Origin of the sequence: Caballeronia sp. LZ029, from assembly GCF_031451275.1 — a bacterium.
GTDB classification, from domain to species: Bacteria; Pseudomonadota; Gammaproteobacteria; order Burkholderiales; family Burkholderiaceae; genus Caballeronia; species Caballeronia jiangsuensis.
Genome location: NZ_JARUXO010000105.1, coordinates 1 through 17,248, shown reverse-complemented (window position 1 = coordinate 17,248; position 17,248 = coordinate 1). Strand labels below are relative to the sequence as shown.

At 56.1% G+C, this 17,248-nt stretch carries 7 protein-coding genes and 3 pseudogenes; 9 read left to right on the top strand and 1 reads right to left on the bottom strand.

Annotation, left to right across the window (positions count from 1 at the left end):
• The 9 genes and pseudogenes from QCE73_RS38575 to QCE73_RS38535 all read left to right on the top strand — a co-directional run.
• Positions 1 to 314 (top strand): annotated as a pseudogene (locus QCE73_RS38575) (helix-turn-helix transcriptional regulator); the annotation flags it as partial.
• Between the two features lie 63 nt (positions 315 to 377).
• Positions 378 to 1,354 (top strand): annotated as a pseudogene (locus QCE73_RS38570) (IS3 family transposase); the annotation flags it as partial.
• 213 nt (positions 1,355 to 1,567) lie between these two features.
• The gene (locus QCE73_RS38565) at positions 1,568 to 2,629 is read left to right on the top strand and encodes an IS110 family transposase (protein ID WP_309886024.1); all 1,062 of its coding nucleotides are present in this window, start codon (positions 1,568 to 1,570) and stop codon (positions 2,627 to 2,629) included.
• Positions 2,630 to 2,641: 12 nt separating this feature from the next.
• Positions 2,642 to 2,848 (top strand): annotated as a pseudogene (locus tag QCE73_RS38560) (IS3 family transposase); the annotation flags it as partial.
• Between the two features lie 106 nt (positions 2,849 to 2,954).
• Positions 2,955 to 3,416 carry a response regulator transcription factor gene (locus QCE73_RS39535; protein WP_404989882.1) on the top strand — a complete coding sequence of 154 codons (462 nt, stop codon included), beginning with the start codon at positions 2,955 to 2,957 and terminating at the stop codon, positions 3,414 to 3,416.
• Between the two features lie 1,029 nt (positions 3,417 to 4,445).
• Positions 4,446 to 4,667, top strand: coding sequence for a hypothetical protein (locus QCE73_RS38550; RefSeq protein ID WP_309886022.1), 222 nt, complete (start codon positions 4,446 to 4,448; stop codon positions 4,665 to 4,667).
• On the top strand, positions 4,642 to 5,748 hold the full coding sequence (locus QCE73_RS38545; protein WP_309886021.1) for a hypothetical protein: 1,107 nt from the start codon (positions 4,642 to 4,644) through the stop codon (positions 5,746 to 5,748). The genes QCE73_RS38550 and QCE73_RS38545 overlap by 26 nt, the downstream gene beginning before the upstream one ends.
• 1,469 nt (positions 5,749 to 7,217) lie before the next feature.
• Complete coding sequence (locus QCE73_RS38540; RefSeq protein WP_309886020.1) at positions 7,218 to 11,726, top strand: hypothetical protein; 4,509 nt, start codon at positions 7,218 to 7,220, stop codon at positions 11,724 to 11,726.
• Entirely contained in the window at positions 11,723 to 16,255 is a 4,533-nt protein-coding gene (locus QCE73_RS38535) for a hypothetical protein (RefSeq protein WP_309886019.1), read from the top strand. Before QCE73_RS38540 ends, QCE73_RS38535 begins: the two co-directional genes overlap by 4 nt.
• A gap of 13 nt (positions 16,256 to 16,268) precedes the next feature.
• Here the strand turns inward: QCE73_RS38535 and QCE73_RS38530 are convergent, their stop codons facing one another.
• A complete protein-coding gene (locus QCE73_RS38530) occupies positions 16,269 to 16,730 on the bottom strand; it encodes a transposase (protein ID WP_309886018.1) in 462 nt (153 codons plus the stop codon).
• Positions 16,731 to 17,248 lie beyond the last annotated feature (518 nt).

Below are 17,248 nucleotides of genomic sequence, written 5' to 3'. Positions count from 1 at the left end.
TGTTCTTCGGTAAATCGGCTCTTCCTCATGACTTCCATTCCTCCGTTGGAAGCCATTCTCTCAAGTTTCAACTGGTCCGAAAATCGCCAGGCAGGTCACCCGCGAGCCACTGCACAGTGTTCGCACTGGAGCCAAATGGCCGCGTTTCGGCGTTGTCGACCGCGAGCGCGCACGGCGCCGTCGCATCGATCACTGCCGTCGACTATTACAGTAATCGTTTCGATTTACTGGATAACAACATGACGTGGCTCTCGCGAAAGCACGTGCCGGCGCGATCGCAGCTCTGGATGAGCCATCAGTTTGCGGAAGATTGAGCTTGCCCCCGAAAAACGAATCCCTTGCTGAGCAGGTAAACTCAAGCAAGGAGAACAAGAACGATGACGAGCAAGGCAAAGCGAGCGCAGTACACGCTTGAGTTCAAGCTGGAAGCGGTGCGACTGGTCAAGGCCGGGCAAAGCATGGCGGCGGTGGCGGCGACACTGGGGCTGGTTGAACAGACGCTGTACAACTGGGTGAAGGCTGACCGGGAAGGCAAGCTGGCGGGAGCAGGCACGAAGCCTGTGAGCCCGGAGCAGATGGAACTGGCGCGACTGCGTGCCGAAGTGGCTCGCCTGAAGATGGAGCGAGATATTTTAAAAAAAGCGGCCGCGTACTTCGCCAAGGAGTCGATGTGAAGTACGCGTTCATCCAGCGCAATCGACGCCAATGGCCGGTCTCTGTACTATGCGAAGTGCTGGAAGTTAGTCCCAGCGGATATCATCAGCATCGACAACGCACGGCGCAGGACAAGCCGTACCGAAGTCGCGTGAGCGACGACGCGCTGCTCGCGCACATCAAGGCGATTCACGCGCAGGTCAAGGGCGAATATGGCTGGCCTCGAATGTGGAAGGAACTACTCACGCATGGCGTGCGCGTGGGCAAGGAGCGGGTTCGCAAGCTGATGGCGCGGCATGGCATTCGAGCCCGCCACAAGCGCAAATACATCGCGACGACGAACTCGAACCACGATTTGCCGGTGGCGCCCAATCTGCTTGCGCGCAACTTCACTGCAACTGCCCCGAATCAGGTATGGACGAGCGATATCACCTATCTGGCGACAGCCGAGGGCTGGGTGTACCTCGCGGTCATCATTGACCTGTTCAGCCGACAGGTGGTGGGCTGGTCGATGCAGCCGCACATGAAGGCGGAACTGGTCACGGACGCATTGCGCATGGCGTGGTTCCGGCGCCGCCCGGAAGCTGGCGTAATCGTACATAGCGACAGGGGCGCCCAGTATTGCAGCGGCTTGTTTCAGGACACCCTGAAGGCCTATGGCATGCGCTCGTCGATGAGCCGGCGCGGCGATTGTTGGGATACTCAGTCTAAGATCGCCCCTGAACGTCGGACCGATCTGACCCGTGCTGGGATTGGCCGAACTGCCTTGGTGTTGACCTGTCGATCGGGTTCCGGCGTTCCCCGAGCGTTGCCGGGCCCAGCGTCTGTGACCTGATAGGAGCTTTGTTCTGCACCGTGAGTGTCCTGTCCTGCGAATGGGGTTGGCGATGCGTCCACTACAAAGGAAGCTCGCATGAACGACCAATCGATAAGAAGCGAAGTCATTCTGGGTGTCGATACGCATCTGGATGCACATGTCGGCGCGGTGATCAGTGAAGCAGGAAAGCTTCTCGGGACGCTGTCGGTGCCCGCCGATGCAGCCGGATATCTGAAACTATTGATCTGGGCCAATTCATTTGGCTGTCTGTTGCGCGCCGGGGTTGAAGGAACGGGTACGTACGGAGCTGGCTTGACCCGCGTATTGCGGGACCACGAGATTGATGTGCTGGAAGTGAATCGCCCAGACCGGAGCACGCGCCGACTCCGGGGAAAGTCCGATCCCACGGATGCCGAGAATGCCGCGCGATCGGTCATCTCCGGCAGCGCAACAGCGATTCCAAAAACGCAGTCCGGAGCAGCCGAAGCGATGCGCGCTGTCTCTGTTGCCAGACGCAGTGCCGTGAAGGCGAAAACGCAGGCCATCAATCAATTGCGGGCATTGCTGGTCAGCGCTCCCCAGGAAATTCGCGAGCGCCTGTGGAAAGGAAAGCCGGCAGAATGCGTCGACGGTTGCGCACGTATTCGTTCGTTGGGATCAACGCCACTGCTGCAAACGCTAACAACGACGTTGCGTTTGCTGGCCAAACGCTGGCTCATGTTGGCCGAAGAGCTCAGGACGCTTGATGCGATGCTTGATCGGCTGACTAGCGAGCACGCCAGCCGCCTTCGTGAGAGATTCGGTGTTGGTCCACAGACCGCGGCAGTGCTCGTCGCCGTAGCGGGCGACAATCCTGAACGTCTGAAAAGTGAAGCTGCATTGGCAGCGCTTTGTGGAGCGAGCCCGCTGCAGGCGTCGTCTGGCAAAACGGTCCGGCATCGCTTGAACCGAGGTGGCGACCGGTCCGCAAACAATGCCTTGTGGACCATCGCGATGGTCCGCATGAGAAGCGATCCCCGGACCCGCGCTTACGTCGAGCGCCGGACCAAAGAAGGCATGTCAAACAAGGAAATTCATCGATGCCTGAAGCGCTATATCGTGAGGGAAATGTACCCGCTCATCCTCGCTGATCTGACCGATTCGACGCGGGTTCCTTGACATAGGAGCGTCAACGCGCCGACCGAAAGTCTGTGGGGTTCGCTGAAGGTAGCACGCATGCATGGCCGGCACTTCGCTACACGGCGTGCCGCAATGGATGAAGTAATTGATTGGCTGGGCTTTTACAATGCACGACGGTTGCACTCGACACTCGACTACGTCAGCCCTATGAATTTCGAGAAGAACTGGTTCGCGGCTCAGCAAGGCGAAGCCGCATAATTCCCTCAGCTATGGGATTCGTCAAACGGGGGCAAGGTCAGATGTCAGCGATCAGAGGTATCGGGAGCTGTGCTATACAAAGCCTGGCATCCGGGAAAGAGTCTCTGTGTTGCTGTTGGGCGGGGACGGGTTTCGTGCCGCGATCAGCCTTTATCGGAATCTCTCATTCAACCTGTTTTCTGAGCAGGACTTCGAGACCATTACATGTTGCGCGCCGGTACTGGGCGAATCCGTGCTTGCGCATGTTAGGAAGACCGCACGTCGAGCAGTCAGTGATGCTTTGCACCATCGCATACTCACAAACTTGGCTCATCGTGAAAGGCAGGTCATCTCCTACCTGCTCGCAGGAAAGACATCACGAGAGACCGCTGCTTTGTTGGAGCTATCAGAAACAACGGTGTTGACGTACCGGTACCGAGCGTTCGCTAAACTGGGAATTAAGTCCCAACGAGATCTACTTACGACGCTCGATCAACTTCCCGTAAATCTGAGCCCGGTCAAGAAAAGCATTAGGGCCTCAGTTGAGACGGAAGAGCGCACCATACCGCCGGGCTCCAAAACAACCTGACCTTGCACTGTTTCACGAATCCCGTAGCCGAGGGATTTATGCGGCCGCACCGTCATTTTCGATGATCATATATCCATCGAATACCGTGCTCATGCTCACGCGTCGAAACCTTGATCTGGGAAGATGGCCGATGCATGTCCCGGTACAAGTGTCGGGAAGGTCCTCGTGGCTCGTAGCCTGGCACATTTGCGACGAAACCCATCAGAAGGGGCTGGCCGAGTTGATCACTACAGGCATCGTCTGCCCTTCGCGGCCTACGGGGGCGAAGGCACTACCTCGTCATTTGACTGACAGCGCTTTCGTGCCGGCGGTCACGGCCAGGCCACCGGCTATCGCGACGGGAAGTACGGCAGCGGACCGGGCGATGCTATTCTACACGCACATCTCGGGTTAATACGGATGCTTCCACAACGGTCCGTGGTCGTAACTGAACGCGGCCTTTTCATTCACCGCCCCGATCGCGGAGAAAAACGCGAACGGATCCTGGCATGTCGCTTCGTGAGCGATTATTTGATCGGCTCGGGACTTTATGAGCAAGGCACGAAGCGGACCGATACCCACCATTGTCACACTAGATCCTAACGACCCAAGCCGTTGCATGGCTTGCGACGGAAGATGGACTGAAGCGTCTCGAAAACGTTCACCCGACCAACGATTCATCACACAAACCACGATCCACGAAATTTTGACGATCCAGGACAACGACGCGCTGATCAGATTTGATGGCCGCGGTGTGAGAGACCAGAACGAAATCGAATTCATCAACGCGCGCGAAACGGAAAACGAAGCATCGGTCCGCGCGAAGCTCACTAAAGAAGCTTTTAGCACCGGCGTAAGCAGCGCGAGAAGATCCTCACATTCCGCCCGGACTGCCGGATCAGCATGTTCCATCAAGTAATGGATTGGGACCGAAGGTTTTGGCGAGAATGTCGGCAGCTGAACCGCGTTTGGAGGGAGCCTTTCCACGTTCCGCCGTATAGTCTTTTAATTGCCCGTTTTTTGCCCGAATAAGATCCTGAGGAGGTCCAAATGATCGGGGACATTCGCCGCAATAGAAAAGACGAGACCGAAGAGCTCGTTGCGCAAGGTCTGGAGGACCCACTCCTATCGCGCGTAAGCGTGAAGGCCCCTTCGCAACAGAATACCGCATCAACGAGCGGCCACCCGGCATCACGCGATGCCGATTACCGCACCGCTCTGTTTGACGATAAACTGGAGGCGTTGCGTGCATCGAAACGACAAAGCGAGTAAAGATCCACATCCAGCCAGAAGTCGAAGGGTTTGTCATGATTCTCACGCAGTAGAGAAAGTTCAGTTTGGCTGGCATCCTTACCTGTTTGGACGTTCGATCAGAGAGGCTTATCTCGAAACATGTGCCGTCTTTTGGCGTTCAGGAATATCGGTCGTGGTCGGAATCGAGCAACCCATATTGCTGCCCGCCGCTCAGCGGCCCACCGAACGCCAGTTTTCCTACTGGGGTCCGAAGGGCGACCCCGCTATGCGCGCGTCGCGCGTTCTCATGAGCGAGAAAAAATGGACTGAGACGCACAGGCTCATGCTGGGGACCGCTAGGGAAGACGTCGTGAAGATTGGACAACGAGGATGGATGGATTCTTCGCCGGCCGACGTCAATCTTTGTTCGATAGCCTCACGCCTGATTTGTGTAGGTCCAGCAACGTGCATCTTCCTGCGTGACGCCAGAAGCGAGATGATCGCGGGCTTATATATAGGATTTGAGGCTCCGTCCGCCAAGACCGCCCTGCTCGCAGCGGCGCACGCAGCGACGCCGAAAAAATCGTGGTTCAAGCGCTACGGATTCGATGATATCGAAGACGATGCAATTCCTGTGATACGTTTCGACGGGATCCACACGGACAACGGAGAATTTCGCAATGCCCTCGCTATATCCGTACACACGCGAGCATGGGAAGGAAAAATCGAGTTCGCCCGTAGCCGCGACGGTGCCGCCAAAGGGCCTATCGAGGCGAACCACCACTCGAGACATTCGCATCTGGACCATAGGCTTGCCCGCACGACGCGCGGCCGGGCAGCTGAGCCAGGAGACGAGGCCCCTGCGACACTCGCAGCACTCACGTCATATGAGTACGTTAGGCAAATCATTCGGCTAGTGCTGTATCACAATACAAGCGAGCAAGTCCCGCATCTGATAACTAGCGAAATGCGCAAAGAGTTGAGCGTCAACGCGACGCGGCTAGACGTCTACCGGTGGTTGGCTCAGCACGGCTATTCGAACGGCGCCCCTCCTTGGTACGGCGGGAATTTGGCGAAACATGGTATGCCGCCCTCATTCAAGAAAGCGCAAGCCCGCTGAAAGGATTCGCGGGCGTGGAGACGGGACCGCTCAGGCCGATTCGGGACTTCCGCCCGAGAGTCTTCGACGCGCAGGACTTGTGTCATTTCTACAAAATAGTTGAGAACCGGACCTCGCCACAGCTGTTTGCTAGTCACAAACAGACCATCTTACTGCTGTCCTTAACGGAACAATGCTAAATCGACGCGATTGTTACCGTCGTTTTAATTTTTGACTTTTTTGTTTGAGAACATCGCAATGTTGTCGAACAAGAAACTTTAGAACAGTCTCAATAAACCTGAGAACATGGCAGACGGCCCGGACAATAAAGATCGAAACGCGATAGCTTCACGAAATGGAAGAACGCCACTATTCGGAAAGGCTCGACGATGTTAAGTGTCAGGTTCATTGCGCAGAGGGTAGTTCGACAACTGCTCGGTTCGACCGGGTGCGCCGGCGAGGTTGGACCACGCAAGCGGTTTTTCAGGACGTCCTGGCATCGCAACGACGTTTGCGACCTAAGCTTGCGAAGCGTGAACAACACCGCGGCGATTACCGCATGACGGGCGCTATCGAAGCCGCCTAATCTGGCATCCATGGACCTTGTGAGCCTGGGCACCTCACTCGCGCCAGAATCGCAGAACTCGGTACAAATGGCCGGACATCGTCACATCGATCTATTAAATCTGGATGGGCAGGCGACGCCGGCGCCTCGATCGGGCCAACAGGCCACGCGCCTGTATTCATACACGAGGCTTGCAATAAGTCACAAATTGCCTATAAATGGTGTCAGGAATGATAACAACGCTCAGCTCTATTGTCTTACCAAAATGCGCGCGAGATTTTCGATCCGATTGGCGACTGGGATTCACTGTCGACTACGTACGATGTCGATATGATCGTCAGCGCATCCAAATTGCCTCGCAGGATAGACGACATGTAGCGGTCTAACGAATCTAAAATCTCGGGTCAGAGCAGTGTTCGCGCTGCCTATTTTTGCTCCTGAAAACCTCATCACATAGATTAAGCCTTATATGTCTAGCATAAAAGCCGCGAAGAGATTGAGTTCGATGTTACATCTCAAAACATCTCAATGAGTCAGATTAAGTCGAATACATTGGTTGATCAGGATTGCACAATATAGGGCCATCGCAGACTCATGACTATAAACCTCGCGATAAATTCATCTAAATCAAAAAGAAACGTGCTGTCTGCCAGATCCTATGCTTGGTAGCGCGCTGCGCTACAGGAATTAAAAACGATCGTAAGCCGAGAGTGGCTTTTTGGAGAAAAAAATTCGAGAGTAGTTTAAATCGTCTAAACATTAAAAAATGTTCCAAAAGCCCGCGTATTCTGGATGATAAGGTGGCAGAACGTTACCAGTCGCGAGCGTAGATACTATGTATGTCGGCTAATGGGCGAATCGAGGTCGTCGTTATATTCGCAAGCTTCCGTTTTCTCCGATTTCCTCCGTAGCGTGAGGAGTTTTTATGCCCGGATCAGGACTCTTTCTCATTGACGCGGGCACTCCTGCGGGCGTGTTGCAATTCTCGTCGACGAAGAACTCTAAGGTAATAGCCAACCCAGACGGAAGCGCGATCCTGTACGGCGAAATATCTGCCACCTTGTTGTCGCAACCGCCTGCGATCGTCTCGATCGCCGCAGCAGATTCATTGCACCTCGGTCCGAGTAATCCATCCAGCGGTACTCGCGCGCTGCTGTCCGCAACCGCAATAACCGTGAAGTCTACGGGTCAGTGCAGAGGCGTGGACCACGGTCCCACCCTCTATTTCGGCCACTGGACGTTTGAAAAGAAGGCAGGACAGGCTATCGCCGTTGAGTTCGCGTATCAGACAATATACGTTTGCGACCAACCAATGGGGCTGCTCAGCAAGCATCGCATGATGCTATTGCTTCCGGGAGAAAAACACGATCCCCCGCACGACTGGGCCTGGAAATTCGCCGATGAGCGTGGCCGGTTGATAAAAGCTGGAAGCGATGGTTACTGCGTTGAGACGAACACACGGCTCTACGACTCTGAACCAACGCCGGATCATGGGGCGGTTGTCACCTTTCCTCCACCTCGGGCTATTCCAGGTAATCGCGTGATGATTACGGCTGATTTAAACGTGCACCGGGAGAAGAAGGTCCGGCTCAGGTACTTCGTGACTGACAATGGCGTTCCGGTCGGGCTGCAGATCGACTCGCCGGGCATGCGCATGGCCGACTGTCAGTTGCGTCTTAGCGTTCCCGACGAATGGGGAATCGGTCTTCAATCTCAGACATTGGGGACTAGCATGGTTCCGCTTGAGCGAGCGTGGTTTTCACGCGGAATGTGTGAGCTCGACATCGACCGGGACGATCGCGTGCAGTTCTCGCTGGGACCTTGCGCAACACTCGCCGGCAACGGAGGCAGGTTCCGTTTCCAGTCGCGACTAGTGGTCGGGACTCACGATACGCGCGCAACGCGCAACGTCGAATTCGTTGAGCGAAAGCCTCCGGCGAATCCGACGGCGACCGATGAGGTCTTCGACGGACTTCGACTTTTGGGATTCAACAGCACAGGGCGAAGCCGAGAGGTTCTCGACGTGTCGCAGCCGCGGCTCGCTATGCTTGCCGAGCGGGGGTTTGATGACGAACCCACAACCCCGCTTGTTCAGCTTACGGTGTCATGGCTTGGCCCACGTCAAAGGCAACTGTCTCATGATGCGATCGCAGGAGTGCTTGACGTACCGCTGCCGAGGACGATGCTCCGGGTAAGGCGGCAACCGGAAGGATTGAACAGTACGGTAACGCCGCTGCGGTACGAACTTCAACGCCGATCTACACTAAATTGGTACGGTACGCTGACGTTTGCGTCATGCGAGTTGCTAGTCCCTCCCCTAGGCAGCTTGGCAAGCTTGGCGCAGAAGGATAAGGGAACGGTCTCAACGTGGAATAAGTATCTCGTCAAGACTCTGTCCTCGGGAAAAGAGTTTCAGGGCACACACTCCTCAGCACAGCCGGACCTTCGCCTGCAGGAAGACTGGTTCCGGAACTGGGCTCTTAAAACTACGGAAGGCTTTATTCTGCATGAACAGGCAGAGCTCGGCTCGACGTTCGCGGCCGTGGAGTTCCAGCGTTCGGATACAGTAACGAAAGCCTTAGCGGACAATGACAACACTGGTCTCGCATATGGAGCGTTGGCCGTGGTCCTTGCGTATGTCGCAGCCGAGTATCGCGGACAAGGCTGGAAAAGTTTCTTTCATCGCAAACTTTCTATTTTTCTCAATAAGGATGCGATTGACAAGTGGGCGAAAAAGCACAAGGAACTGGAAAATCTCGTCTTTTCGTTGGACCAGCTTGCCTCGAACGCGGACCAGCAGGCGTGGTTCGCGTCCTTTGTGCACGAGAATGTGAAGATCGCTAACGGGTCGGAGCCCGTTGCGCGAGCGCTGTGGCCATTTTCTCCGGGCCTTGGAATCCCGCTGTACGAAGGGGCGGATCCATCCGCCGCTTTGTGGCTTTGGGATGTAAAACGAAACGGGAAAACGTGCGCGTGTCAGTTCGTCTTTGATTACAGCACACGGGAAACGCTCGATCCGACTCGAGTCGGCCCGTATTCGACATTTCTAAAGGAAGAACCACAAAAGCTTCCGCGTCTTTGGCCGAGAAGCCGCACAGTCGCGCCGGGAACCTTGCCGGGATCGGCACTGGATCCTGCGTTCAATCGTTGGCAAGGCGTCTTTCTAGCGGATGTGCCGCTGGTGCTGGCGGTTGACATCCCAGACGGCGCGCTGCTGCTGCAGTCCTTGTCTGACACGATTAACAAAGGGCTGGTGCTTGAATATGGTTGGTTAGACGCAACCGGCCACACATGGAAAGTCAAACTCAAAGGAGCGGGTAAGACCCAAGTCTATCCCAGGCCGTCATTGAACCGTCCTCCCTATGCGCTCTACCTTTGGGACTTCACGACCATCGGGAGCGCCGGCACGATGATCGCGGCATCCTTGACGATGAGCGTTGAAATTGACGCTATTAAGTCAGATGATGGAAATCCTATTGAGCTATGTGGTAAGGGCACGCTCGGACTGACCGACGGCCAGAGCAGCGAATTCGAGATCACGCCTGCCACAGACTCCAAGATTTCGACTAAATCGTTGCCTGGCTTTAAACGAATCGATTTTCGCCGTTTTCGCACCGACTTCCGAACGGCCTCGCTGGAGGTGGACCTTGTTCCGTCCGACGAGCTCAAGCGGACTTTGCCTTGGTTTGACCAAGACCGGATCCAGGCAGCGTTGTCGCTTCCCATCTCTGCGGATAGTCCCACCCCGACGCTGTCAGTTTTGCTACCTGCGGAAGCCCCATCGCGGCTGTTCGAAAAATGGCCAATAAGTGTCCGCGGTTTTTCATTCAAGTTCGGTACGGATGCCTCGCTGAATGAAACCGAGGTTACGTTTGCGTTGGATGTAGGCGCCTTAGGCCTCAAGCGCGTAGGTGGTCGACTCATCGTCACCAGCAAAGGCTCGAGTCTGCTTTATCGCGTAGAACTCGACAACATCGACTTCGATCTGAGCATTCTCGGTCTACGACTGGAGGGACAACTCAGTTGGCGCGACGGTAACCATCAGGCCGGTGATAAACCGCCAATTGACCCGGTTCAGTACAACGACGCTAACAATCGGGACTTCTACGGCGCAGCCACGCTATCGGGATTCGCAGACGGTGGCGCGGCGGGCTTGTACCTGAGAATTTCGTCGGGCGCACGCCCGTTCTGGATCGCATCCCTAAAGAAGGAAACGACGCCGAAGGTCGCAGGAACTGATGTCACTCAAGCGGGCTTGCTGGTGGCGTACGGGGCCCAGCGGATACTTGAGGTCGGCCAAAAGCCACTTTCAGACTATCTCACCGCTCCTGAGTCGCTTGATCGTTCCCTTTTCCCCGCCTCGGGAAAGGATCCCGTCGAGTGGCTGCAGAAGTGGAGCCCGGCGACCGATGGTATGGGTGTTGTGGTCGGAATCCAAGGCACTTTCGAGCCAGACAGCTTTCTGGCGAAAGCAATTGGGAATGACAATCTAGCGTTGCTATGGTCAGATAGTGGTCTCTTTTACGGGCAGACCAACGTCAGCATCTTTTCGATGGTATCAGCGACGATTCGACTGCTGATCGATTTCGAGCATCAATACGCCAACGCGAGTGTTCAACTCCCGAGTGCCACACTTGAAAATACAGCCAATCTCTCGCCGGGGCTGCTTTCCATTTCTTTTGGCTGGGGAAAAACTCAGGGGTTCGGCTTATCCATGGGCTATCCGCCGATGCTACCGGGCACCATCGGATCCGAAAAACCGGACTGGAGCAAGGCAATCAGTGTTCAGCTTCCCGACGCGTGGCCCATCAACACATTCCAGGGCGGTGTAAAAGCCTATTACTTCGACTCACCGACCGACGGCGTCTCCTTTGGATTTGGCTTAGCGATCCGCGCTGGATACTCGAACTCATTTCAGGTCACCGGCAACGATATAGCGGACGCCCGCGCATACGTCGAGGTCATGATTGGTGGCACCTTCAACTTCTGCAAGCTCAACACCGCGCCCTCGTTGTTCAGTCTGCCGCTATTCGTGCCGGCGGCACTGAGCAACGACGAAAAGTGGTTGCTTGAAACCGTGAACGAACTACTGGCAAGACGCAAGTCCACGGATCGTTTTTTGATCGGTGCCGCGATCTATGGAGACGTCAAGGGCCATGCTTCGGTCATCTTCCTCGACGTCACGATAGCGGGCGTCCGCATAGATGCGAGTGCAATGTTCGAAGTGCTCGGTGAATTGGGCGAAGGCATCACCCGCATGCGCGCTGAGTTCATCTTTGAAGTGCGCGTCGAGATCGGATGCGACACTTACAGCACTTCAGCCGTCTTTGACGTCGTGATGATCAATCGGGGCGGTGGAACGCCAGCACAATGCAACAAGCTACTCCAGAAGTTCAGAGACCGTGCCATCGATTTCCATGAGGAAGCCCTATGAAGAGGACCGTCCGAGTCAAATTTATCACCATCTCGGGTCCTCAGACGGGCAAGGTGACGGTGCGCATTCGCTGGATTTTGGGCCAGTCCGAAAATGCTCGTGGCACGGCGCAGTCTCCCACCGACGTCGAGTTCCCGCTGCCAGAGGACGTCTTCCACGTCAAGTTGGAGAACGACGCTGGAGTTTCATGGACGTTCGACGTCAGTCCCCGCCCGTTAGTAATGCTTGACCCGCCGCGTGATCGCACCGTGCTGGACACAGAAAACAGGTTCTTCGACTGGCTTCCTGCTAGCGGCAACTGGGACCCGGTTGATCCGGACGCACAGACTCTCAAGAAGGATCCTAATGATCCGAACAGTGACACGCTTGCGCTGGGCGTAGCGCATATATTGGGGCAGTCGAGTGTGTTCGCCGTGGAATCAAAGTTGCGCAGAGCCGCCGCACAGAAACTGCGCGACTTCCTCGCGCGCAAAAAGGCGCACTTCTCTGTTCTGAACGCCGATGAGATTGATCTTCATGCGGTTCAGTTCGCTGCTATATTTCGACTCTTCCCGCTGCAGCCCGTACGCGTGCTCAGAGACAGTTGCCGTCTCGCTCTATCCAAAAGCAGAGCGCGCCTTCCGCTTTGGATGGAATCAGCCATTGGGTCCGCGAGCGACAAACTTGCTGCCGACCACGTGTCCAGACCTCGACGACTCGCGACATTGCTTTCGCTGCTCCTGGAGAACGATCTATACGCGGATGCTGTTCGGATCAAGGGTGAAGCCGACAACATGCGGGCCCTGATGGCAATGCGTGCAGCGCAAGGCGGCCAACTTCTCGACTTCGGTTGCGACTACGATAAAACGGGAGTGGACAAACCGACAAACCCATGCCTGCCCCAAGATCAGGGCCGCATCTTTTTTGCAGCGGAAGCGTTGGGACTTGGTGTTGACTATGTTCTCGACGAAGCTGCAGCTTCAGGCCTGAAGGTGGCCGTCGAACACGACAGGAGCGCCTCGGCGACCTCGACGGCGTATGCTTTTCCGAACTCCGCGTCGTCGAAAGGCTATGACCCCGGGTCCTATCCTGTTGCGCCCTCGCGCCAAAGCAGCAAGGCGGGCCGTTCTCGCGGTGCCGAGATGCCGCCCTCAGGCGCATTCACGGCTTGGGTCGACTATGACCTTGTCTCCTCACATCCTGTTCCGATAAACGACAACCTCGAAATTCACCTCGAACAGGTGATGAGCTTTGCCAAGCCGCTGACCGGCGATGGAGTTTTGGCCATTCGAATGCAGATGAATGCGGCGCCGCGTGAGCCCTATGATTTTCTCTACAACGTTTACGGTGCATGGGATGGCGAAAGCACTGGCACCCTGCAAAAGTATTTCGACGATCCAGATCTGCAACCCTCGCTCGAAGAACTTCGTCCATTCCTTATTACGAGAAGGTACTCGTTCAGGCGTGATCTCGAACGTTTTTTGAGCAGGCTGCCGCCCTCAAGGGTCGCAGCATTGAATTTGGTAGGACGTCCCCCGGCCGAAGCTACGCTGCAAATGCCGCTTAAGATCTCTCAGAATGGAAAAGTTGTTTCGTATCCAACAAAAGGGATGCTACCGCCCGGGTTTTCGCAGACCCTCCTCAATTTGCGCGCATGCCAACCTAATGCGGAAGGCGTCAAGGCGGGAGCAAAGTGGGACCGAGTCGAGGGCGCTCTTCCGTTCACCTACGACAATAATAAACCGGGCCATAAACTTTGGACGGTTGAGGACTTGCGCGTCGATTCGGACCATCACCCTGATAAACCGCAACGCTATCGGTTTTGGGTCACTGCGGTTGATGTATTTGAGCAAGAGTCGGACCCCATCCCTGTCCTCGCAGCCGCTCCGATGGAATCGGACGTTAAAAGTTTCATTTTCACGCCGCGCTGGCAAAGTCCCCCGCCGCCGCCCAAGAACATTGCAGTGGGTACCCCTATCGGCAGTCTGACTGCTGCTTGGGAGCCGGGGGATCAATCCGTTATCGGCACGGCATCGACCATTGTTCGCTCAGGTCTCGTTACGCACTTCGCCGTCCTTCGACGACCAGTCACGACTGTTCAGCTCGAAAAAGATAAGTCAGGCTTCGTTGAAACCGCGCTGGAGACGCTGGCCGCATCAGGCGTCGACAACCCCGTTCTAGAACGGGCGGTCCGGGATGCCGCGGAAAGCGGTGGATGGAAAATCTGGCAAAGCGGAATCAAGACAACGCCAGACGCTACGTGGCCGCTTTCCGATGCCGACAAAGGTTTCGAATACGAGGTGCTTCTGAGTAACGCTGTCGGCACGGGTTATCTCAAATATGTTCAGGATCTCCGAGATCAAACCTTGCGGTATCTTATCCAGTCGGGACCCGACGACGCTCCGGTCTTCCAAGAGGCTCGCTGGATGATTCCCCGAGAGGGCGAGAACGCGCGTTTTCGAGCTTACGCTGCATTCAGTTCGGTCGCCTCTTTCGGGCCAGTGAAGATCCTTCCGGTTCGCGGCAGCCTCCCCTCGCTGGCATGTGATTTGTCTCAAGCAGACGTGGTCAGAGCGAGCGCGATACGAGCGGTGACCGGCATCAACAGAGACGCGGCACTGTCGAAATTCCTAGCATTGAAGAATCTGGTTTTGCCTGGGGCCAATGCCCTAAGCATTGCCGAGCGCGTGATGCTTGAAGCGGCGTTAAAGCGGCTTTCGCCGGACATGCTCAACTCGGAGCAGACTGCAATGGTCGGGCGCCTCCTAGAGGCGGAGTTCATCGTTGCTGCCGGCACCGGCTCCGCCACGCAGCACCCGGTCGTTGGCTTTCGAGGGGCCGTGAATCTACGTTGGGTGCCACGGGCGCTTCCGAATACGACCGCACCTGTCGTCCTGTTCCGCGTCTATACAGCAAGAACCCCTCTTCCATTTGCGCAGGGCCAGGCACAATATGAGTTTGATGGGACTTGGTATCGCTTCATCGGCGGCACAAGCCCCATAGTTCCGGAAGGTAGACCCGTGATGGTGATCATGTCAACGAAGACCGAACAATGGGCGGGCCTCGCAGACTTCAAAGGAAATGATTTCCTCGCAGCGGGACTTTCTTCGATCGATGTGTCAATGCGAGGTAAAGGTGAGCCACAGATCGGCGATCAGGTGTCCTGCTGCTTCCACGAGGGTCATGTTGCCGTTGAAACTGCGGCGTTTCCAGAGAGAAGCGAGTATGTCGCCGGGCTTCCGATTGACGGTGGACATCGCGAGTTCGGCGCATGGTGGATCGTCGCAGTAAATTGTATCAACGACGAACAGTGGCGAACTCCTTCCGGATCTCCGCTGCTGTATATGCGAACACTCTACGAGTCGATTACTCCCGAAAGGCCGTTGATTTTGGAAGCGAGGCCACCCGCGGACTACATGAAGGATGCCCTCCAGCCAGACAAGTATCAACCCAGTCTTCAGTTCATCCCAGAGTATTTGCTAAAAGAGGCAGCGCCCGTCTTTCCTCGCTCGATCCTGTCTTTCGACCGGCGCGAGTTCGCTGGACCAGAGCAATACATCTTCATCGAGCGCGAGTTCGAGCCCGTGCAAAACGGTACCCACGCATTGGCGGATGACGCGCAGGCGTGGGGCATTCTGAAGTCGATCGAATCGCAGGCCGCGGGCTCCCAATGGAGTGAAGATTACCGTGTTCTCACACCGTGGCTGGAGGGTGGACCTGCTCCGGTTCCGCCGGAAGGCCTCCAGTTCTCAACGCCCATCTATTTTTTCCCGTTGGAGAACCCCGCGGCTTGGAACCTCAAGCATGTGGACATGATTGACTCGGTCGATGCTCCCCCGAACATCTCAAGCTTTGTCGACTACTTTGCTTTTCCTCCAGGGGATCCGACGGGAGACGGCGGCAAAGAGCCGTCCAGAGGCACGGCGCGCGTACGCTACCGCGCATACAAGGTTCTTGACTTGGCTCCCGAGAGTGGGCCGCCTGTCGCAAGCCAATGGCTAGAGCGTTTCCTTGTATCCGAGCCGACTGCGTGGACGGCTTGGACGCGGCCCGAGTGGCCACCTATCACGTACTGGCCCCCGACGAGCACGTCTGCTCCTCGCAATGGAAAACCGCTGGTACAGATATCCGTGAGTAGTCGATATCCAGCGCAGAGTCTTAACGCTGCGGCATCAGGCCTGGCAATTCACAATACGTCGAACCTCTTTCTGCGAGTTGCACTGCGCCGTAGAATGGAAGCTGCTTTTGCCGAGTCTGAAACGGAGCGCAGCATCGGAGAGTTATTGGAAGTTGCTCTTCCTGGAGCGCAACCGAACCCGGTATCGACTGCGGATCATAGTCTTGAGCGAGACGACCCGGGTATGGATCGGTCCGTTCAGTATCTAGCGAGTGCCGCGCTCGTGTGGCGACGGGTTACGTCAGACGGCAGTATGGTGGAGGAGGAACTGCGGACGTCGCCGGACTTGTTCGTCATTCCTGTGCGTGTACCCTCGAAATTTGGTGGGACTGAAGCAGCGTTGTGCATACACCTGGAGGTTCGCATTGGTTGATGAACGAAACCAATTATGTCCGCACTCGTGCGTGGGTCAGGATTCCGTGCAAATCAACAGCCGCCCAAGAGAGCAGGTGAACGCCCTCAGGAAAGCGCGTCACGTCGGCGCCAACCTCGGCGAGGATGATGTGGGTGGTCACGTCACTCACGCCGGCGACGGTGCTCCGCTTGCGGACACAATGGCGGAACGACGCCAGCGCTTTTCTTAAGGTCGCGTTCAGTTCAGCGAGGGTGCGTTGGAGGGCGTCGATGACCTCCAGATAAAGTTTCAATAGCGTGCGATGGTGGGCGGTAATGCGGCTGCGCAGTGCCTCGCGAAGCTCGGGCGCTTTCTTTCGTGCAGTGAGCCGTTCGGGATTGTCCTCACCGGCGACGATGGCCTCGAGCATGGCGCGGCCACTGCAGCCGAAGAGGTCTGAGAGCACACTGCGGAGCTTGAGATTGGCGTCCTCGAGCACTTTCCGGGTGCGCACGCTGTGCTGGGAGATCTCGCGTACGAGTTGTTTGCGCGACGCGTGAGATCGCGTAGCTCCTGCGTCGCAGCGGGTGTCACGAAGCTGGAGCGGATCAGGCCATGCGCAAGCAGATCGGCAATCCACATCGCATCGTCGACGTCGATCTTGCGTCCAGGAACGTTGCGGATGTGGTGGGCTTTGGCCAGGATCGCCGGAACAGAATTCCACGGGCTAAATGCCCCGTTTTGTACAGAACACTGATGATTAAATCTCGAAATCTGCATTCCCTTGAATAAACAGCGACAATTCTGTGCGTTCGGGATCGCCAGTAGATTTCACGGTGAAAACTCTGTATATGGATGAGAGGCCCGGACAAGGCAATGAGGGATTCGTTATGTTTTTCCGCGCATACGGTTGAAACAAAGAACCCCGCAGATGTGACCTGCCTGGCGATTTTCGGACCAGTTGAAACTTGAGAGAATGGCTTCCAACGGAGGAATGGAAGTCATGAGGAAGAGCCGATTTACCGAAGAACA